The sequence below is a fragment of the Marinobacter salexigens genome (genome assembly GCF_002806945.1).
GTDB lineage: Bacteria > Pseudomonadota > Gammaproteobacteria > Pseudomonadales > Oleiphilaceae > Marinobacter > Marinobacter salexigens.
Map to the genome: position 1 here is coordinate 449,418 of NZ_NIHC01000001.1, position 19,275 is coordinate 468,692.

The following is a 19,275-nucleotide window of genomic DNA, read 5'->3' on the forward strand; positions in this document are numbered from 1 at the left end:
ATTGAGGTGAGTTATGGCATTGTCTGCCAATGAGAAAGCACAGATCGTTAAAGATTATCAGCAAGCTGAAGGTGACACTGGTTCCCCGGAAGTGCAGGTTGCACTGCTGAGCGCCAACATCAACAAGCTGCAGGATCACTTCAAGGTTAACAAGCAGGATCACCACTCCCGCCGTGGCCTTATCCGGATGGTAAACCAGCGCCGTAAACTGTTGGACTACCTCCGTAAGAAGAATGGCGATCGTTACCTGGAGCTGATCAAGCGCCTGGGTCTGCGTCGCTAAATCCGGTCTTACGACCTGACGGCTACTCCGGTATTTTTCCGGAAGTAGCCAACAGCCGGCGGGTTCCTTACGGGGCCTGCCGGTTGTGCTTTTCACCACTGTATTGAAAATGTTAGTGAATCTGGGCTTTTCTGTCGTATTGGAAAGCTGAATTTGATAGCAGGTTGTTGAAAGCCCGGGCGGCACGCTATAGCTGCGTACCGAGCCTCCCGCCAGGGTTTTGCAACAGCCTGTTAGCTTTCAGGCAGAGTGTCTTCAGAATCACACTACAAATATTCTGAACAGATAACGCAGGAGTTTATTGTGGATCTGCAACCGCGTAAGAAATCATTTGAACTGGGTGGCGAAACCGTCACTCTGGAAACGGGCCGTATTGCTCGTCAGGCTACAGGTTCCGTTCTGGTCACCATCGGTGATATTTCGGTTCTGGGTACTGTTGTTGGTGCCAAAGAAGCCAAGCCAGGCCAGCCGTTTTTCCCTTTAACCGTTAACTACTTCGAAAAAACCTATGCCGTGGGCAAAATCCCAGGTGGTTTTTTCAAGCGTGAAGGTCGTCCTTCCGAGAAGGAAACTCTGACATCCCGTCTGATCGACCGTCCGATTCGTCCGCTGTTCCCGAACGGCTACATGAATGAGACGCAAGTTATTTGTACGGTAATGTCGTCCAGCAAGAAGCAGGATCCGGATATTGCTGCCATGTTGGCTGCTTCTGCAGCACTGGCTATTTCCGGTATTCCTTTTGACGGCCCTATTGGTGCGTGTCGTGTTGGTTACACCAATGAAAGAGGCTACTTCGTAAACCCAAGCTTTGAAGAGCTGGAAACCTCGCTGCTGGATATGATCGTAGCGGGTACGGACGACGCAGTGCTGATGGTTGAATCTGAAGCCAAAGGCCTGACCGAAGACCAGATGCTTGGTGGCGTGCTTTTTGCGCACCAGGAAATGCAGTCTGCGGTTACCGCCATCAAGGAATTTGCCGCTGAAAATGGCAAACCCCGCTGGGATTGGCAGCCAGCAGCAGAAAACACTGAGCTGTTGGACGCGATCAAGTCCGAGTTTGCCGGTGCTATCGAAGAAGCCTACGGAATTCGCGACAAGATGGCCCGTTATGAGCGCCTTGGCGAAATCAAAGCCGCTGCCGTTGAAAAGCTGGCAGGCGAAGAGGAAGATCAGCCTTCCGCAGAAGACGTTAAGAAGAACTTCGGTAAGATCGAAAAAGCAGTGGTTCGCCAGCAGGTTATTGATGGTAAGCCGCGTATCGATGGTCGTGACAACAAAACAGTTCGTCCGATTGAAATCGAAGTTGGCATCCTGCCAAGCGTTCACGGTTCTGCACTGTTTACCCGTGGTGAAACTCAGGCAATCGTTACGACGACTCTGGGTACTTCACGCGATGTGCAAACCATCGATGCGCTGGAAGGTGAGCGTAAGGACCCGTTCCTGTTCCACTACAACTTCCCTCCGTACTCTGTAGGTGAAGCTGGCCGTGTGGGCACGCCTGGCCGTCGTGAAGTTGGCCACGGTCGTTTGGCGAAGCGTGGTGTGATGGCGGTTATGCCGACCATGGATGAGTTCCCGTATGCCATTCGTTCTGTATCTGAGATCACTGAGTCCAACGGTTCCAGTTCCATGGCATCTGTCTGTGGTTCCAGCCTTGCGTTGATGGATGCCGGTGTTCCGCTGAAGACTGCGGTTGCGGGTATCGCCATGGGTCTGGTTAAGGAAGGCGACAAGTTTGCCATCCTGACTGATATTCTGGGTGATGAAGATCACTTGGGCGACATGGACTTCAAGGTAGCCGGTACCAAAGACGGCGTGACTGCTCTGCAGATGGATATCAAAATCCAGGGCATTACCGACGAGATCATGGAGCTTGCCCTGGAGCAGGCTTACACCGCTCGTCAGCACATCCTGGGTGAGATGAACAAGGTTATCTCTGAGTCGCGTACTGAGCTTTCTCCACGCGCTCCTAGCATTACTGCGATCAAGATCAACCCGGAGAAGATCCGTGACGTTATCGGTAAGGGCGGTTCCATGATCCGTTCTATCTGTGACGAAACTGGCGCTTCCATTGATCTGGATGACGACGGTAACGTGAAGATCTACGCAGATAACCAGGAAGCGGCTCAGGCAGCTGTTAACCGGGTTAAGGAAATTACTGCTGAGATTGAGGTGGGTGCTATCTACAAGGGTCGCGTTGAGCGCATTGTGGACTTTGGTGCCTTTGTTAACATCCTGCCTGGCAAGGATGGTCTGGTGCACATTTCCCAGATCTCTGATCGCCGGATTGAGAATGTGACTGACGAGCTTAAGGAAGGTCAGGAAGTTCTGGTCAAGGTGTTGGATGTTGATAACCGTGGCCGTGTGAAGCTGTCTATGAAGGAAGTCAAAGAAGGCGAGCAGCCGACTGACTTTTCTGAGTGATCGTTAGCAGCTAGTAAAAACCCGCCTTTCCTTTTGGGATTGGCGGGTTTTTTTTGGCCTATAACTTAGGGAGTAGCGTCAGTCGGGGGGAGCTTTTCAAAACACGCTACGAGCACATCCATGTGCGCTTGTTTCGGGCCGTCCTTGGCCCTCTACAGTTTTGAAAAGCTCCCCCCGACTGACACCTGAGCAATTAAATTGCCTATAAAAAGCTTGTTAAAATTCGTTCAATTACGGTTTTAGTTTGCTCGTTCACCTTCGAAAAACTCCAGTACCGCATTCTTGTATGCCGGAATGATGAACGTCGCGGCGTGGGGTGTGTCCGTCTGCAGGAATCGCTTTGGCTCATCGGCGGCCTCATAGAGGTCTCGGCCGTGATGGAAAGGGATAACGCCATCACGGACGCTGTGGATGACCATAACGGGCATAGGGCTGATGTTGGCGATATGGTCTACGCCTTCGTATTCATCGGGGATGGTCCAGCTCAGGGGGATTTGGAGCGGCCAAGTGAGCCAGAAGGCGCCAAGTTTTTCTCTGGCTATTCCGCGGAAGCCGGAGAAGGTGCCGTCGAGGATGACGCCGTTGAGTTCCGGGGTTTCGTTGCGTTGTACCCATTCGCTGGCGAGGATCAGGCCCAAGGCTCCGCCCAGGCTTTGGCCGAGGAGGAATGTTGGAGTGTTTTTGACGTCAGGTTTGCTTACCAGCCAACGTAGGCCAATTTCGGAGTCGTGGAGGGCGCCTTCTATGTCGGGTGCCCCGGTGGACTTGCCGTATCCCCGGTAGTCGATGGTGAAGACGTTGTAGCCTTCAGCGGGCAACCAGGCGATGTTTAGCAGGTGGCTGCTGATGTTTTGAGCGTTGCCGTGGAGGAAGTATATGGTGCCTTTGGGTTTGCCTTGGGCGGGGAGCCACCAGCCGTGGAGGGTTTCTTCGTCGGCGGTTTCGAGGAATACGTTTTCGTAGATCAGGTTGAGGCGGTCCGGGGTTATGTAAGTGTTCCTGTCCGGAAAGAAGAACAAACTGCTGCAGCCGCTTTGCAATAGTGCTGCGGCTGAGAGGAGTAGGCCCAGTACGGGTGTTTTTAATCGTCCCGCATTCAGAAGTAAGCGTGGATTCCGGCGTGCCATGTGCTCTGGTACCTGTCGTAGTGGTCTTCCCGGGTGAATTCTGCGAACAAGCTGAATTCGCGGCCGAAGTGCCAGTTGCCTTTGGCGTATAGCTGGTCTTGCCGGTGTTGACTGCTTACGATCCAGGCTTTGATTTTGGCGCCAGCGAGAAGGCTGAAGCGGTTGTTCTGGTGCAGCAGGCCAATGTCAGCGCCAGGAGCAGCGTCGTAGCCACGGCGCAGGTCGTCATCGATTTCGAGATCTGCTGTTGCAACAGCGAAGGCTTGGGTGTTGCGGCCCAAGCTCCAGCTTCCACCAGCCCCGCCCTCAAGGTAGGGCGCAAGAACCCGTTTATTACCAGTATCGGTGCGGCGGCCACCAAAGCCTACCTGCCAGGACAATGGCGAGAAAAACGCATCTCTCGGGCTTAGGGAGCGGATTTCAACGCCGGTAAGCCGTTCCACTTGCAGTTCGTCGTTGTCAGTGTAATAGCGTGCATCCAGGCGGAGAAATTGCAGTTGCGCTCCACTGCGGTAACCGGCAGGTGGGTCAAGAATGTCATGGTAAGCCGGTCGGAATGTCAGCTGGGTAAACTCGCGGTGGTCCAGTTGCCCGGCCCCCAGGCTTACGCGGAATGTGTCGTGGCCTTGGTCATCTCTGACCTCCGGCTCTGGTGGTTGCTCAAGGGGGAGGGCACCGTCAATTTTGCTGCGTTCGCGCAACAGGTTGTGGGAGAGTGGTGCAGCAAACTCTCTTGGCCAATTGTCTGCTTCGCTCTGGTAGCGCACGTAATCGTAGGTGGCATCAAGGAGGTGGGCGCGTTCCTGTGGAGGTAACGCAAGTACCTCGTCGCTGCTTGGGTCTATATAACCGTTCGCTATTGCAGCAGCCAGAGTCTGATTGGATTTTGGCAGTGCAGAGAGACTGTGGGCTACATCAGTGGCAGCCGATGGTCGATAATGCACATCGGCAACCAGGTCTTTGTTGATTACCCAGCGCACGGTATCCGATGGTATTGCATGAGTGCTGACCTCGCTCAGGAGGTCGGTGCCGGGGCGGGCAACGTCGATGAGTGCCAGCAGGCGATAAGCGCAGTTCTCATCGAAAAAATAGTAGTCGAAATTGCGATCCAGTAATTCCCAGGCGTGAGACAGCATGAAGTCGACTTCTTGCTGGTTGAGGTTCAGTTTGTATTCCCAAAGATCCCTGTGCTCAATGTCGGAGTAGAGGCGAATTTTCTCGTAATAGGGCTGAACCGTGGTGATGCCAGGGTAACCGCCAAAAATACCGCGATAAGCGAACATCAGTTCGTTGTCGTGGGCGGCCGCATCTGCCGCATAAGAGATAGTGTTGGCGAGCAACAGATTGGTTTTCTCATCTTCCTGGGGAGGGTCCAGTCTCAGGAAAGTGTGTCCGAACATGGAAGAAGGGCTGTTAAGGTACGAGGCTGCAAATACCAGGGTTACGCTTTCTGTATTCAGCTTTTCCGCCCACTCCTTGTAATCCGGGCACTCTGCTTTGGCCGCTGGCAAGTCAAGGTGTTCACGAAGCCATGTATCCCGGGCAGGAAAGCGGCATCTGGCATGGTCATTTCCATCTCCAGGTTGCTGTATCGCTTCCAGGGTTGCTTCAAGCTCTGCTTTCGGCGAGGTTTTGCCGTCCTCACTGAGAAAAAACTCATGGTCGTCGGCTTGGCTGGTATAGCCACTGCCAAACTTGTTGGGCTGGTAGTGAACGAGAGTGAGCCAGGCCGGATCCAGGTGCAGTGAGTCTTCAGCGGCTTGAGTTTGAGCCTGCAGAGGTAAACTGATAATGAGCCAAAGCGCCACTGGCCCAATACGAAGCATGTTGCCCATGGGTAAATGCGAGTTCCGGTCGGGAATTATGAAATGGGGGAAGCGCGCCATCCTTGGCGCTTGGGGCATCCCTGCAGATCAGCTATCAGGCCGCTACGTACTTGCTCAGCGACTCATTCTTCTCCAGCAGTGCGACAATCGCGTCTACTGCTTCACCTGAGGTGGTGTCGGAGCTTGGGAAGATAGCAGCAAAGTTGTCCTGCAGAATCTGGCGGAAATCGCCACGATCTGCTGCTTCAACGCCCAGAAGGACCGCCAGGGTTTCCAGGTTCTCGCCGTTTCCGCGTGACATGTCGCGGGCAACTTTATCAATGTTGCTGTCCATGTACATGGCCATTGACTGAACTGACTCGTTGGTCTGGCAGCCAAGGGTGCCGGAGGTCATGCCGAATGTCTGGTTACCGAACGTACCGTTGGTTGTTGCAGCCAGTACGTGGGGAGCAACACCGGATTGTCCTTTCCAGATCATTGCGCCTACACCGCAGCCTGGTTGAGCAAAAGCCATGGAAGAGGCGCCCAGAAGAATTGCACCTGCGATCAGTTTTTTCATAATCCACTCCTAGATCTATGTTGTTATCTGTTGTCGCAAAAATCTACATAGCCAGCTTGTTACCGACTGTGCGAAAACGGCCCTGACGTATTCCTGTGGAAACAGGTGTGGAGACCGCTTCCTGTGTATAGTGCAGATTTGATTGGGTCAAGTCTACACCTCTAGCGCGATTTGATTTCGAAAGAGTATTTCTTTTTATTCAGGATGTTGGTGCTGGAAAAAAGAATAAAAAACCGGAGCAGGCTCCGGTTTTTGTGCTACGCATCTAAGAGATCAGCCCCCCAAATACGCATTCTGCACATCGGGGTTTTCGAGCAGATTTTTGCCTGTATCGTGCAGGCGTATTTTGCCTGTTTCCAGCACATAACCCCGATCGGCCAGATGCAGTGCCTGGTGAGCGTTCTGCTCTACCAGAAACACAGTAATCCCTTCGTCCCGGAGGTGGCCGATGATCTCGAATATCTGCTTGATAATCAGGGGGGCGAGCCCGAGTGAAGGCTCGTCCAGGATCATCATGTGAGGGTTGCTCATCAGAGCCCGGCCGATGGCCAGCATTTGCTGCTCGCCGCCAGACATGGTGCCCGCCCGTTGGGTTTCACGTTCTTTGAGCCGCGGAAACAGATCGTACACATGATCCTGGGCTTTGCGGATCTCGGATTTGCTGTTGAAGAACCCACCCATGTGCAGGTTCTCTTCAACTGTCAGGCCAGAGAATATGCGTCGGCCTTCTGGAACGATCGCTAATCCTGAACGCATGATCTGGGCAGTGGGTGCGTGGGTGATATCCCGGCCCTCCAGCATTATGCGTCCTGAGCTGGCTTGCGGCATTCCGCAGACTGTCATCAGCAGAGTGGTTTTTCCAGCGCCGTTGGCACCGATCAGTGATACGATTTCACCCTTGTTAACTTCAACAGATACCCCGTGAAGGGCTTCGATCTTGCCGTAGTGGGTGTGGACATCTTCTAGTACAAGCATACTCATAGTCAGGCCTCGCCCAGGTAGGCTTTGATCACGTCGTCGTTATGGCGGATTTCTTCCGGAGTACCACTGGCCAGGGGTTTGCCCTGGTTGATGACATTTATCCGATCGGAAATATCCATTACCAGGCTCATGTCGTGCTCAATCAGCACCACGGAAACGTTGTAGTCCTCTTTCAGGCTCACAATAAGCTGATTGAGTTCTTTGGTTTCCGCCGGGTTGAGACCAGCAGCGGGCTCGTCGAGCATGAGCAGCTTGGGTTCGGTAACCATGCAGCGTGCGATTTCCAGCCGTCGCTGCTGGCCATAGGCAAGGTTGCCTGCATCCCGGTTGGCAAGGTCTAAGAGACCAACACGCTCCAGCCAATAGGCTGCGCGATCCAGTGCGCTCTGCTCACGTTCTTTATAATTGGGCGTACCAAAAAGCCCGGCGAGCATGTTGGTGTTGAGGTGGCGGTGTTGGGCCACAAGCAGGTTTTCCACAACGGTCATCTGAGTGAACAGGCGCACATGCTGAAAGGTTCGCACCATGCCTCGTCGGGAGATTTTGTAGTCTGGGGTGCCCTGTATTTCCTTGCCTTCGAAGATGACTTTTCCACCTGTGGGTTTATAAAAACCACTCAGGCAATTGAAAACGGTGGTCTTTCCGGCACCGTTAGGGCCGATGATAGACACGATTTCCCGTTCCTGAACATCAAGTGAAACGCCGTCTACTGCCAGCAGGCCGCCGAAGCGCATGGACAGATTTTGTACATCAAGCATGGTCTGTCACTCCTGCTTTTTCAGTGTGATTTGGATGCGGCGCACCGGGAGCAGGCCTTGTGGTCGCCATACCATCATCAGCACCATGGCAGCGCCGAAAATGAGCATGCGGTACTCGGAAAACTCCCGTGCCAGTTCTGGCAGGATTGTCACCGCAATAGCCGCGAGAATGACGCCTAGCTGAGACCCCATGCCGCCAAGAACCACAATCGCCAGAATGATAGCGGATTCCAGGAACACGAAAGACTCGGGACTGATAAAGCCCTGCTTGGAGGCAAATACAGTACCCGCAAAGCCGGCAAAGAATGCGCCAATGGTGAAGGCAGAAAGCTTGACTGCAGTGCGGCTGAGGCCGAGAGAGCGAGCTGCGATTTCATCTTCTCGCAGGGCTTCCCAGGCGCGGCCCACTGGCATCCGCATAAAGCGGCGGATGATCAGGGCAGTAATAACCGCCAGCACCAAAGCAATCAGGTACAGGAAGATAACCTTGTGCTCGCCACTGTAGGCAATGCCAAAGGTTTCGTGGAAGGAGGTGTTGCCTTCTTCCTTAACCCGCCGGCCGAACTCCATGCCAAACAGAGTGGGCTCGGGAATGCCGCCAATGCCGTTGGGGCCGCCGGTCAGGCTTGTCCAGTTGTTGAGCAGAATGCGGATAATCTCACCAAAGCCCAGGGTAACGATGGCCAGGTAGTCCCCCCTCAGGCGCAAAACCGGAAAGCCGAGAATCATTCCGGTGACGCCGGCCAGCAGGGCACCGATAGGCAGAGCCATCCAGAATGAAATGCCCGTGTACTGGGAGAGCAGGGCAAAGGTGTAGGCGCCAACCGCATAGAAAGCCACGTAGCCGAGATCGAGCAGGCCCGCGAGGCCGACGACCACGTTAAGACCCAGTGCAAGCATGATGTAGATCAGTACAAGTGTGGCCAGATCCACTGATCCACGGGACACCAGAAACGGCCAGAACAGTGCAAACACCACTATGCCGGTGAGTATCCAGGATTCCAGTTTGACCCGTTTGGATTGCTCCATGGGTTCTCTGCCCGCCAGCGGATTGAGGTTGGGCAGTTTACCCAGCACGCCCATGAATGAGTCACGGAACGCCTGGAACACAAACACCGCAACAGCAGCGAGGGCAATGGCTATGTAGGTTGAGGTCTGGGCTCCGGTAAGTGTGATTTTGACGCCCTTGGCCTCCAGATTAAGGCCAAGGATCGGGAAGGAAATAATCAGCGTGACAACCGCGCAAAAGAGCGCGTGCCTGTAGTTGTTAGCAGTCATCAGATTTTCTCAACCTCCGGTTTGCCAAGCAGACCCGTGGGCTTGAACAGCAGAATGAGGATGAGCAGGCCGAAGGAGACCACATCTTTGTACTCACCGCTGAGGTAGCCCGAGGTCATGCTTTCAGACACGCCAAGAATCAGGCCGCCGAGCATGGCTCCGGGGATGCTGCCGATACCACCGAGTACGGCAGCGGTAAAGGCTTTTAGCCCGGCAATAAAACCGAACAGGGGGTCTACAGAGCCGTAGTACATACCAAGCAGCAGGCCGGCAACAGCGGCGAGGGCGGCACCAATTATAAAGGTGGCGGAGATAATGCGGTTGGTGTCGATACCCAGCAAGCTGGCCATGCCAAGATCCTGGGATACGGCCCGGCAGGCGCGACCGGTTCGGGAGCGGGAAATAAATAGCGACAGTGCCGTCATACAAACCAGGGTGGTCACGAAAATGGTGATTTGCATGTAAGAGAGCGACATCTCGAACGCGCCATCGGCGCTGAAATTGAACCCGCCTTCAATCAGTGCAGGGAAGCCGACATTTCGGGAGCCTTGGGCCAGGTGAACATAGTTCTGCAGGAAAATGGACATGCCGATTGCCGAGATCAGCGGGATCAGGCGGTGACGCCCGCGTACCGGACGATAGGCAATGCGTTCCACTGCCCAGCCCATGGAACTGGAGACAAGCATGGCGCACAGCAGTGCAACAATAAGAATGAGCGGCAGCCAGGCAATGCCCAGAGCGGTCAGGCCGGTAATGGCGATGAGCGCGGTGTAAGCGCCGATCATGTAGATCTCACCATGGGCAAAGTTGATCATGCCGATGATGCCATAAACCATTGTGTAGCCGATGGCGATCAGGGCATAGGCACTCCCGATCGTAAGCCCGTTAATGAGCTGCTGAGAAAAATAAAGGAGATCTTGCATTGTTGTTTGACTCCGGAGGCCTGCTCCCTCCGCTGAATCAGCCCGGCGCAGGATAACCGCATCGGGTGTGAGACAGAATTAACAGGAGCCTAGAAAAACACCTTCCCCCGGATCGCGGTGAGAAGGTGCTCTTTTGATTACCGTTTATTAACGATCTGGCTTAGTTTAACGGAGTTTTGCTGCCATCTGAATGCCATTCGTACACGACAAACTCAAATGATTTCATATCGCCGGCCTTGTCGTACTCCACAGTGCCGATAGGCGTTTCAAAGGTGCCGCTGCGAAGCGCTGCCGCAACGTCAAACGGATCCTGGGAATTTGCCGCCTCGATACCTTGAGCAACCAGTTGAACAGCTGCGTAGGAGGTCAGTACAAATGGGCCTGAGGGATCTTCGCCTTTGGCTTCAAATGCGTTTACCAGCTCCTGGTTTTCCTCTTTCTCGTCAAAGCTTGGCGGAAGGGTTACCAGAAGGCCTTCGGAGGCTTCGCCGGCAATGGTGTTGATGTCGTTGTTACCGACGCCTTCAGGGCCCATGAACACTGCATCCAGCCCGGCCTGACGAGCCTGGCGCAGGATCAGGCCCAGCTCTGGGTGGTAGCCACCAAAGTACACATAATCCACATCGGCCTGCTTGAGCTTAGTGACCAGAGATGAAAAATCCTTATCGCCTGCGGTAACGCCCTCAAACATGGCAATTTCGATGCCTTTGTCTTTCAGTGTGTCACGAACGGCAGTTGCGATACCTTCACCGTACTGCTGTTTATCGTGCACAACGGCAACCCGCTCGGGGTTCAGGCTTGCAATGTAGTTGCCGGCAACCGGGCCCTGCATGCTGTCGAGGCCGATCGTGCGGAAAACCAGTTCATAACCGCGCTCGGTAACTTCCGGGCTGGTTGATGCCGGTGTGATCATCAGTATGCCTTCGTCTTCATAAATATCGGACGCGGGCTGTGTCGAGCTGGAGCAGAGGTGACCAATCACATAGCGTACGCCATCATTTACCAGTCGGTTTGCTACGGTAACGGCCTGCTTGGGGTCGCACACGTCATCGTATTCAACCGCGACCAACTTCTCGCCCATCACGCCGCCTTTGGCGTTAATCTGGGCAATGGCCATGCGGGCACCGGAGAATTGCATGTCGCCATACTGGGCAACCGGGCCAGTCATTGGGCCGGCGATACCAATCTGGATATCGGCTGCTGCGTAGCCTGCTCCCATGAGAGCAACGGAAGTACTAACTGCGGTTACAAGCTTTTTCAGTGAAGTTGTCATTGTGTCTGTCCTGTTAGGTTCAGGGTTATTCTTATGTTCTCAGATAGCTAAACAAACACTACACATCCAGCCTTGTCAAGCTAGCCCGAGGCTTCTTTGATCATTTAACATTTACCGACGCACAGGTAGGTGATGCGACATGATCGATGAGCCTCAGTGTGCGGAAGCTTTCGCTGCTGCGCAACTGTCCAAAGCCCACTTCGGGAAAGTATTGTCAGGAGTTTGCAAATAAGGGAAGGCACTGCATGTAATTCCTTGCATTCAAGAGTGCGAAGACCTCTAATAGTTAGTGGTGTAAACAAGGGCCGGTCGGCCCCATTGGAGCAGCGATACAGTGAACAACCATGAACATGTTCTGGTAGCACTCCGGCGTGTTATCCGGGCAACAGACCTTCATTCCAAACGCCTCAGCAAGAATGCCGGGCTCACCGGTCCGCAACTCTTGATTATGCGCACAATCCGGGATCTGGGTGAGGTAACCATTGGCACCATTGCCGAGAATGTCAGCCTGAGCCAGGCGACTGTGACTACTATTCTTGATCGCCTGGAACATCGCCAGCTGGTCTACCGTGTTCGCAGCACGCAGGATAAGCGAAAGGTTCACGCGCATCTGACAGAGAGTGGGGCAGACAAGCTTGCACGAGCACCCAATCCGCTACAGGAAGACTTCATCAAGAAGTTCCAGAGCCTTCATGAGTGGGAGCAGAATATGATCCTGGCTTCGATCCAGCGAGTCGCCAACATGATGGATGCTGACGACATTGATGCTTCACCGGTATTGGATGTGGGCCCCGTGCTGAAGGACGACGGCTGGAAAGAAAAGGCCTGAGCCTTTTCTTTCCCTATGCTCAGTGCACCGCAGAGCCTGCCTTGGGTTTGCTGCCAAAGCACACTTGGAACACATCGTTGTAGTGCCGGGCAAAGTTAACGGTGAGACCTTCCTTGAGGTAATCCGGTAGTTCATCATAATCTCCGCGGTTTGCTTCCGGAAGAATCAGGTTGCTGATTTTCTGTCGGCGGGCCGCAATGACTTTCTCGCGAATACCTCCCACGGGTAACACTTGGCCGGTGAGTGTCAGTTCTCCGGTCATAGCGGTGTTTTGCTGGGGCGCTTCCCGGCGGGCGATAGACAGCAGTGCTGTTGCCATAGTAACACCGGCGCTTGGGCCATCTTTAGGCGTGGCGCCTTCCGGCACATGCAGGTGCACGAAAGACTTATCGAAAAAGCCAGGGTCGCCTTTGAAACGTTTCAGGTTTGAAGAAACATAGCTGTAGGCAATTTCTGCTGATTCTTTCATCACATCGCCAAGCTGTCCGGTTAGCTTGAAGCCCCGCTGGCTGGAATGCACCCGTGTGGCTTCAATGCTGAGCGTAGCCCCACCCATAGCAGTCCAGGCCAAGCCGGTGACCACCCCGATGCCCCGGAGGGATTTCTCTTTCCGGAACGCTGGCTGCCCGAGGTAATCCTGCAAATCTGCCACTCCTACTCTTACTGGATCGTCCGGGTTTTCCAGCAACTTCACAATGCCTTTGCGCATCACCTTGTGAAGCATTTTTTCCAGATTCCGTACTCCCGCTTCCCGCGCATAACCTTCGATGATCTGGCGGATTGCAGGATCGGTCACGTTGAACTGCTTTTTGAGCAGTCCGGCCCGCTTTAACAGGCGCGGCATCAGGTGGTGCTTGGCTATCGCGAGCTTTTCTTCGGTGATGTACCCGGACAGCCGTATAACATCCATCCGGTCCAGCAACGGACGGGGAATGGAGTCGAGCTGGTTGGCGGTGCAAATGAACAGGACCTTGGACAAGTCCATTCGCACATCGAGGTAGTGATCCAGGAACTCCTTGTTTTGTTCCGGGTCGAGGGTTTCCAGTAGTGCAGAGGCAGGGTCACCCTGAAAGGAGGCTCCGATCTTGTCGATCTCGTCCAACATGATCACAGGGTTAGCTACTTTGGTGTCTTTCAATGCCTGTACGAACTTGCCCGGCATGGCGCCAATGTAGGTGCGTCTGTGGCCTTTGATTTCCGCTTCGTCGCGCATGCCGCCAACGCTGAACCGGTAAAACTCTCGACCTAGCGCGTCTGCCACCGAGTGGCCAATGGAGGTTTTACCTACACCTGGTGGCCCAACGAGCAGAAGGATTGAACCACTGACCTCACCCTTGAAGGTGCCTTCGGCCAGGAATTCGATGATCCGGTCTTTTACGTCATCCAGGCCATCGTGATCCCTGTCGAGAATGCGGCGCCCCTCTGCCAGATCAAACTGATCTTCGGAGTATTGGCCCCAGGGCACCTGGGTCAGCCAGTCAAGGTAGTTTCGGGTAACGCCATACTCCGGCGAACCCTGCTCCAGAATCTGCAGCTTTTGCAGTTCTTCGTCGAAACGCTCCTGAACAGCCTCCGGTGGATCAAGCTCCGCCATGCGGGCTTCGAAACGTTCAGCATCCGCCGTTTTGTCGTCTTTCGACATACCCAGCTCGCGCTGGATAACCTTGAGCTGTTCTTTCAGGAAGAAATCGCGCTGGTGTTTTTGCACCTTTTCGTTCACTTCTTCGCTGATTTCTGACTGCAGTCGCGCCACTTCCAGTTCTTTACGCATCAACAGCAGTACTTTCTCCATGCGCCGGAGTAAAGGCACTGTATCGAGAACCTCCTGGAGTTCCGAGCCAGGTGCGCTGGTCATGGAGGCGCCAAAATCGGTCAGCGGGGAGCTGTCTTCCGGCCCAAAGCGGGAGAGGTACTGTTTTACTTCCTCACCATAGAGCGGGTTGGTGCGCAGTAGCTCTTTAATGGCACTGATGATGGCAAGCGTGTACGCCTTGGTTTCATCTGCATCTTCCTCAGGCTCCTGAGGGTATTCCACTTCTACCAGATACGGTGGTTTACGGCGCAGCCACTGCACAATGCGGAAGCGCTGCAGGCCCTGGGCAATAAACTGAACGTTGCCATCCTTATTCTGCGCGTGATGAACCCGCACAGCGCAGCCAACCGTGGCCAGTTCGTCACTCTCGGGTATGCTTTGGCCGGGCTGGTGATCATCGACAAAGCAGATGCCGAGCATTTTGTGGTCGGTTTCGGCTACGCGTTTGAGCGTCTCCTGCCATGGGTTCTGATTGACCACGACAGGCTGCACCTGTGCGGGGAAGAACGGCCGGTTTGATACCGGCAGCACGTACATTCTCTTGGGCAAGGATTGCTCCGGAAGAGCCAGTTCTGTGCCGTGTTCATTTTTGCCAATGTATTCGGTGATGTCTTCCTCGAATTCTTCCAGCGAGTCTTTGTCGTTGTCGTGATTCATGCTGCTAATGCTTCCTCATATAAGGAGTGTCTAGTCAGTAACTAGAGCCTAAAGTTATATTTTCAAGCTCAGGGGTGTTCAAGCCTTGGTCTGGTGCTCTTGAATTTCGGGCCTATAGCCCCATCTACGCTTTAACCCATATACGAACATTTCAGGTGCCCCACATGAGCAGCTCTCCCCATATTTTTGAAGCCACCATGGAAAACTTTCAGCAGGAGGTTATGGATGCCTCTTCGACCACACCTGTGCTCGTGGATGTTTGGGCCGAGTGGTGTGCGCCCTGTAAGCAGCTTATGCCATTGCTGGAAAAACTGGCGAACGAGTTCCAAGGCGCTTTCCGCCTTGCGAAAGTAAATGCGGACGAGCAGGAACAGCTCACTTCCAGTTTGGGTGTGCGTAGCCTGCCAACGGTTATCCTTGTTAAGGATGGACAGGCCGTTGATGGATTTAATGGGGCTTTACCTGAGAGTGAAATTCGCAAGGTGCTCGAGAAACACGTCGAACTGCCCGAGGAAGATCCATACGAGAAAGCCCATCGCATATGGGAAGAAGGCAATATCGACGGTGCAATGGAAATTCTCTCGGAATTGAACCAGAAAGACCCGGAGAATCTGAAAGTGCTGATCGACCTCGCTCAACTGAAGGCTGAAACCGGTGATCTTGAAACCGCTGAGCAGGTGCTGGAAAGCCTGCCGCCGGAGGAAAAACTGCAGCACCAGGCTAAACAGTTAGCCGCCAGAATAAAATTCCTGAAACAGTCCGCTGAGCTGCCGCCCGTGAAAGATCTGGAAATGGCGCTGGAGCAAGACCCGAAAGACCCGAACGCCTTGCACCTGTTGGCGCTGCATAACGTGCTCCAGGAGAAAAATGCGGAGGCGATGGAACTGTTGATCCGGCTTATGCAGGTGGACAGCAAATACAAGGACGAAGTGGCCAAAACCACCCTGGTTGAGTTGTTTGAGAAGCTGGGGAATAACAATCCGGATGTGCGGACTTATCGGCGCAAGCTTTATACTTTGATGCACTGATTGTTGGGGGTTTTTCACCGGGTGCGTTTGAAAGCACCCGGTGACAAAACCTGTATCAGATATATACGGAAACACAACTTCACCTTATTTGACTTTCAGGCTCGCATCGCTGAGCTACTATCTTCCGTGAACCATTAATGGCATTTAATAAAAAGCCTTTATCACGGAGAAGATAATGACACTTACGTTTAAAAAAGCCGCTTTATCCCTCGCTGTTGCTTCAACTTTAGCCATTTCTGGCTGTGGTGGGTCTTCAAGCTCAGACACCCCAAGTAACCCTCCACAGCCTCCCGCTGCAAGCGCAACGACCGTTAGTGGTGCAGCCATTAAGGGCATTGTCAGAAGCGCAGAAGTAACCGCGCATGACCTTGACCAGAACGATGCAATCGTGGGCACTGCCACTACAGATAAAAATGGCGAATATGAAATTAGCCTTAGTGACAGTTATAGCGGTGGCCCTCTCAAAATCATTGTTGCACCTACCAGCGAATCCAGAATGGTATGTGATGCACTCTCCAGCTGTGGAAATGTCAATAAAGGCGATGAGCTTAAGCTTCCTCAGAACTTTAGGCTTTCTGCGGTCACTGCCAATACCAAAGGGCAGAAAACAGTCAGCGCCCCGGTAACCGCCTGGACAACGATTGCTGCCAAGCGTGTGGAAAAACTGATTTCTGAAGGTAAGTCCCCAGCAGGTGCCGCAGGTATCGCTAATGCAGAAGTTTCTTTGGCCGCTGGCTTTGATATCGAACGCACCCAGGCCAAGAGTATTACGTCAGCTGATATCAGCACGGCGTCTGGTGACCAGCGCAAAGCCGCACTCATGAACGCCGTTGTTGCAGAAGCTATCTTCAAGCCTGCTTCTGCTGGTGGTGATGTGGATTTTGTTGCAAGTCTGAACCAGCTCGCTAGCGCATTTGAAGATGGTGTGCTTGGGGCGGAAGACGAAAGCAATGAAGAGAATGCGCTTAAGCAGGCGCTTGCCAGTGCGGCGGATGTGGTGGCTAAAGATCCCCAGATACAGTCGTCTTTCTCGAAAGAAGTCGAAAGTGTTGCGGAGCGTCAGGTTGCATTGGCCAAAGCTGAGCCATTGGCGGTCAAGGATCAGGTTAGTCAGGACGAAACTGATTACACGGGTGATCGTGGCCAAAAGATTGAAAGTTTCAAGAACTTTGTTGCGGATGTTCGTAGTTGGGCACGGGCGATTGAAGGTCAGGATAGCGATGCCTTGGCGGCTGCGGTAAAGGTCGATCAGGCTACCGTAAAAAATATTTTCAAGTCCACCACAGAAGGGCAGTTTGAGTTTGTTGGTCTTGCTGTGGATTCGGCTTTCAATCTCTTGATAAATAGCCCGGAAGATGCCAGCAGTTTGATCAAAAATGGCGGTAGCCGCAAGATTGACGTGCTGACAGAAGGCGGTCAGAAAGTTGGGGAGTTAACCGTTACTTTTTCCGACTATCAGGGCGGTGTTCAGGTTCGCATGCAAGGGGCAGCAGTTGATGCAGGTGGCAAGCTGTTGGAGCCTCTGGATTTAACGCTCAGCACCGACATTCCAGTGGATTTGGTTGCTAATCCGTATGAAGCGGATTCAGTAGATTTAATTGTTAAAAAGCTGGCAACGCAAAGTAACATCATCGCATCGGGCACCATTGGTGCATCTTTGATTGAGCTCAAGAACACAAAGCTGAACCTCACCCTTAACCAGTCATGGGTTGCTTCATCCGATCGCGGCTTGTTTGACGATTCGAATTTGGATGCGGAGTTTAACTCCCGGTTTGTTTCGGCACGCTTTTCCGGTGGTATGGCCGTAAGAAGCGCCGCCGGCGATCAGTTTGATGGGAATGTGGATCTGGAACTAGTGCGGCTGGGTGATGCTGGCGCAGGGCGCAATTCCGCTTTGAGTCAAACCCGCGTAAGTTTGAAAAGTTTTGGTATCGATGGTTTTTTCAAATCATCAGATCTGACTCACCAGTTCGAGGCCAGTGCCAGGCTCAACGTCCGCAATGCAGATCGCTTTGATGTGGTTGCCTGGGCGGATTACAGCAGGCAGGTGCGCCCGGTAACCGTAAGCGTACCTGCCAGTGAAGTGGCAGGGTTAATTCCAGAAACTGCGATAGAACCAGTGATCGGGTACGTAGAGGTTAGCCCGTTTTATGGCTACTCAGGCCAGGTAGGCAGTTGGGGAAATGCGTTTTATGCTACGAAAGGCTCCACTACACGGAACTTGTACAATTTGAACCAGCAGCAATTGCAGGTAGTAAAAACGGCGCTGGTGGATAAGTTGGCCGATACCTATGCGGGAGGGTTTATCATTGGGTCACAAGGAGCAGGTGGTGAACTGAGTGAGCAAACTGTTTCTGCCGCTGATCTTTTGACCGGCACTGAACTGAACTATTGGGACACAACGTTTTCTAACTCTGTTAGCGAGAGCATCCCTAAAGGTGAGGTTTATGCCATCGGGCCTGGGACTCGTGAGTTAGTCGGGCAGGTTTCAGAGTATTGGAGTGGTGCGAGAGTTTTCTCGATGGATCTTCCACCACAGCTTACTGATGAGCTGATTGCTGCCGTAAATCCGACTCAATTCCTTGTGGATGATGCCCAGCCAGATTCTTACGGAATCAGCTCTTATGGCGGTGACGTCTACGGGTATGTAAGTTATACCCTGCCAGTGAGTCGCGGAAGCTTTAACGGCTGTGTTGAAAATCCGAATACTGCGCTGAAGGCCTATACGGGCTATGTAGATGGAAGCTTATCGGGATTTTCCACTGTCATTAATTGTGCGGAAGCAACCTTGGAGGGCGTTCATTTGCTCAGTGAGGCTGACAATCAGGCAGCATGGAATCAGGCAGAGACCAAAGGCATCCAGCAACTCAAAGATGGACTGCATGAGAGTGTGAAGGGGCAGGTTACTCCCTCTTTGTGGAATGCATATGTCATGTTTGGTGAGGTTGCCGGCGATGAGCCTGCGCAGCTTGAGCTGAATGCTGAGTTCCCCGATCTGGAAGCGGCAGACTACTTCCTTGAGGGCTCTATTGCCTTGAGTGCGAGTGTCCAGATGCCGGAATTGCCGGAAGCCTCTGTTGCCTTGACGCTGGATCGCTCCAGCCAGAAGGGTGGTGAGGTTGAGGCCAAGGTAAACTGGAATGGCGGCAACTACACCGCAGTTGTTCGTTCACAGAATTTCGAAGACCTGCAGGGAGCGGATGTAGTCACTGCACAGTTCTCTAACGCGGAAGGCTACCGCCTTATCTTGGCAGGTTCTTTTGATGAAAACGGAAAGCTGAGTAACCTGACAGGAGATGCCTACGTGAAGGATGCAGACATTGGTGACGTAGAGTACCGTGAAGGTCGGCCAGTCATTACTTATCCGAATGGTACAGTAACCGAGTTCGAGACTTTGTTCTGATGACAAAACCGGGCAACCGGGAAAAAAGGTGGGGCTTTGGCCCCGCCTTTTTTTTCACTGCAGCATATATTTGCTCCTTTTCTGCTGGCGGTTATGAGCTGTTTGGGCGCACT

14 protein-coding genes are annotated in these 19,275 nt (G+C 53.3%); 5 read left to right on the forward strand and 9 right to left on the reverse strand.

The features are described 5' to 3' along the window. Positions 1-13: 13 nt before the first annotated feature. The gene (gene rpsO / locus CDH47_RS02110) at positions 14-283 is read left to right on the forward strand and encodes a 30S ribosomal protein S15 (protein ID WP_100638168.1); all 270 of its coding nucleotides are present in this window, start codon (positions 14-16) and stop codon (positions 281-283) included. Positions 284-592: 309 nt separating this feature from the next. Beyond that, complete coding sequence (gene pnp / locus CDH47_RS02115; protein WP_239985574.1) at positions 593-2,707, forward strand: polyribonucleotide nucleotidyltransferase; 2,115 nt, start codon at positions 593-595, stop codon at positions 2,705-2,707. A gap of 239 nt (positions 2,708-2,946) precedes the next feature. On the opposite strand, the gene CDH47_RS02120 is transcribed toward pnp, so the two are convergent. The 8 genes from CDH47_RS02120 to CDH47_RS02155 all read right to left on the reverse strand — a co-directional run bounded on the left by CDH47_RS02120 (position 2,947) and on the right by CDH47_RS02155 (position 11,432). Further along, a complete protein-coding gene (locus CDH47_RS02120) occupies positions 2,947-3,834 on the reverse strand; it encodes an alpha/beta hydrolase (RefSeq protein WP_100638170.1) in 888 nt (295 codons plus the stop codon). Continuing rightward, the gene (locus CDH47_RS02125) at positions 3,804-5,669 is read right to left on the reverse strand and encodes an Lnb N-terminal periplasmic domain-containing protein (RefSeq protein ID WP_100638171.1); all 1,866 of its coding nucleotides are present in this window, start codon (positions 5,667-5,669) and stop codon (positions 3,804-3,806) included. Before CDH47_RS02125 ends, CDH47_RS02120 begins: the two co-directional genes overlap by 31 nt. An 85-nt stretch (positions 5,670-5,754) precedes the next feature. After that, entirely contained in the window at positions 5,755-6,219 is a 465-nt protein-coding gene (locus tag CDH47_RS02130) for a DUF3015 domain-containing protein (protein WP_100638172.1), read from the reverse strand. Positions 6,220-6,492: 273 nt separating this feature from the next. Next, complete coding sequence (locus tag CDH47_RS02135) at positions 6,493-7,194, reverse strand: ABC transporter ATP-binding protein (RefSeq protein ID WP_100638733.1); 702 nt, start codon at positions 7,192-7,194, stop codon at positions 6,493-6,495. An 8-nt stretch (positions 7,195-7,202) separates the two neighbouring features. Then, entirely contained in the window at positions 7,203-7,958 is a 756-nt protein-coding gene (gene livG / locus CDH47_RS02140; RefSeq protein ID WP_100638173.1) for a high-affinity branched-chain amino acid ABC transporter ATP-binding protein LivG, read from the reverse strand. A 6-nt stretch (positions 7,959-7,964) separates the two neighbouring features. Continuing rightward, complete coding sequence (gene livM / locus CDH47_RS02145; RefSeq protein WP_100638174.1) at positions 7,965-9,236, reverse strand: high-affinity branched-chain amino acid ABC transporter permease LivM; 1,272 nt, start codon at positions 9,234-9,236, stop codon at positions 7,965-7,967. Then, the gene (livH, locus tag CDH47_RS02150) at positions 9,236-10,159 is read right to left on the reverse strand and encodes a high-affinity branched-chain amino acid ABC transporter permease LivH (protein WP_100638175.1); all 924 of its coding nucleotides are present in this window, start codon (positions 10,157-10,159) and stop codon (positions 9,236-9,238) included. The genes livM and livH overlap by 1 nt, the downstream gene beginning before the upstream one ends. 160 nt (positions 10,160-10,319) lie before the next feature. Then, complete coding sequence (locus CDH47_RS02155) at positions 10,320-11,432, reverse strand: branched-chain amino acid ABC transporter substrate-binding protein (protein WP_100638176.1); 1,113 nt, start codon at positions 11,430-11,432, stop codon at positions 10,320-10,322. A 334-nt stretch (positions 11,433-11,766) separates the two neighbouring features. Here CDH47_RS02155 and CDH47_RS02160 point away from each other — a divergent pair, with 334 nt between their 5' ends. After that, on the forward strand, positions 11,767-12,261 hold the full coding sequence (locus CDH47_RS02160) for a MarR family winged helix-turn-helix transcriptional regulator (protein ID WP_100638177.1): 495 nt from the start codon (positions 11,767-11,769) through the stop codon (positions 12,259-12,261). Between the two features lie 19 nt (positions 12,262-12,280). Here the strand turns inward: CDH47_RS02160 and lon are convergent, their stop codons facing one another. After that, the gene (lon, locus tag CDH47_RS02165) at positions 12,281-14,731 is read right to left on the reverse strand and encodes an endopeptidase La (RefSeq protein ID WP_100638178.1); all 2,451 of its coding nucleotides are present in this window, start codon (positions 14,729-14,731) and stop codon (positions 12,281-12,283) included. A gap of 164 nt (positions 14,732-14,895) precedes the next feature. Between lon and trxA the strand changes: the two genes are divergently transcribed. Together trxA and CDH47_RS02175 are read left to right on the forward strand one after the other, a co-directional pair. Beyond that, the gene (gene trxA / locus CDH47_RS02170; protein WP_100638179.1) at positions 14,896-15,759 is read left to right on the forward strand and encodes a thioredoxin; all 864 of its coding nucleotides are present in this window, start codon (positions 14,896-14,898) and stop codon (positions 15,757-15,759) included. Between the two features lie 175 nt (positions 15,760-15,934). Further along, positions 15,935-19,162 (forward strand): hypothetical protein, encoded by a 3,228-nt coding sequence (locus CDH47_RS02175; RefSeq protein WP_100638180.1) that lies wholly within the window; start codon positions 15,935-15,937, stop codon positions 19,160-19,162. The last annotated feature ends 113 nt before the right edge of the window (positions 19,163-19,275 follow it).

Bases quoted from the DNA above. Each gene is read 5' to 3' on its own strand.
- rpsO (WP_100638168.1), top strand. From the start codon at position 14: ATGGCATTGTCTGCCAATGAGAAAGCACAGATCGTTAAAGATTATCAG.
- CDH47_RS02120 (WP_100638170.1), bottom strand. From the start codon at position 3,834: ATGGCACGCCGGAATCCACGCTTACTTCTGAATGCGGGACGATTAAAA.
- CDH47_RS02125 (WP_100638171.1), bottom strand. From the start codon at position 5,669: ATGGGCAACATGCTTCGTATTGGGCCAGTGGCGCTTTGGCTCATTATC.
- CDH47_RS02130 (WP_100638172.1), bottom strand. From the start codon at position 6,219: ATGAAAAAACTGATCGCAGGTGCAATTCTTCTGGGCGCCTCTTCCATG.
- CDH47_RS02135 (WP_100638733.1), bottom strand. From the start codon at position 7,194: ATGCTTGTACTAGAAGATGTCCACACCCACTACGGCAAGATCGAAGCC.
- livG (WP_100638173.1), bottom strand. From the start codon at position 7,958: ATGCTTGATGTACAAAATCTGTCCATGCGCTTCGGCGGCCTGCTGGCA.
- livM (WP_100638174.1), bottom strand. From the start codon at position 9,236: ATGACTGCTAACAACTACAGGCACGCGCTCTTTTGCGCGGTTGTCACG.
- livH (WP_100638175.1), bottom strand. From the start codon at position 10,159: ATGCAAGATCTCCTTTATTTTTCTCAGCAGCTCATTAACGGGCTTACG.
- CDH47_RS02155 (WP_100638176.1), bottom strand. From the start codon at position 11,432: ATGACAACTTCACTGAAAAAGCTTGTAACCGCAGTTAGTACTTCCGTT.
- lon (WP_100638178.1), bottom strand. From the start codon at position 14,731: ATGAATCACGACAACGACAAAGACTCGCTGGAAGAATTCGAGGAAGAC.
- trxA (WP_100638179.1), top strand. From the start codon at position 14,896: ATGAGCAGCTCTCCCCATATTTTTGAAGCCACCATGGAAAACTTTCAG.
- CDH47_RS02175 (WP_100638180.1), top strand. From the start codon at position 15,935: ATGACACTTACGTTTAAAAAAGCCGCTTTATCCCTCGCTGTTGCTTCA.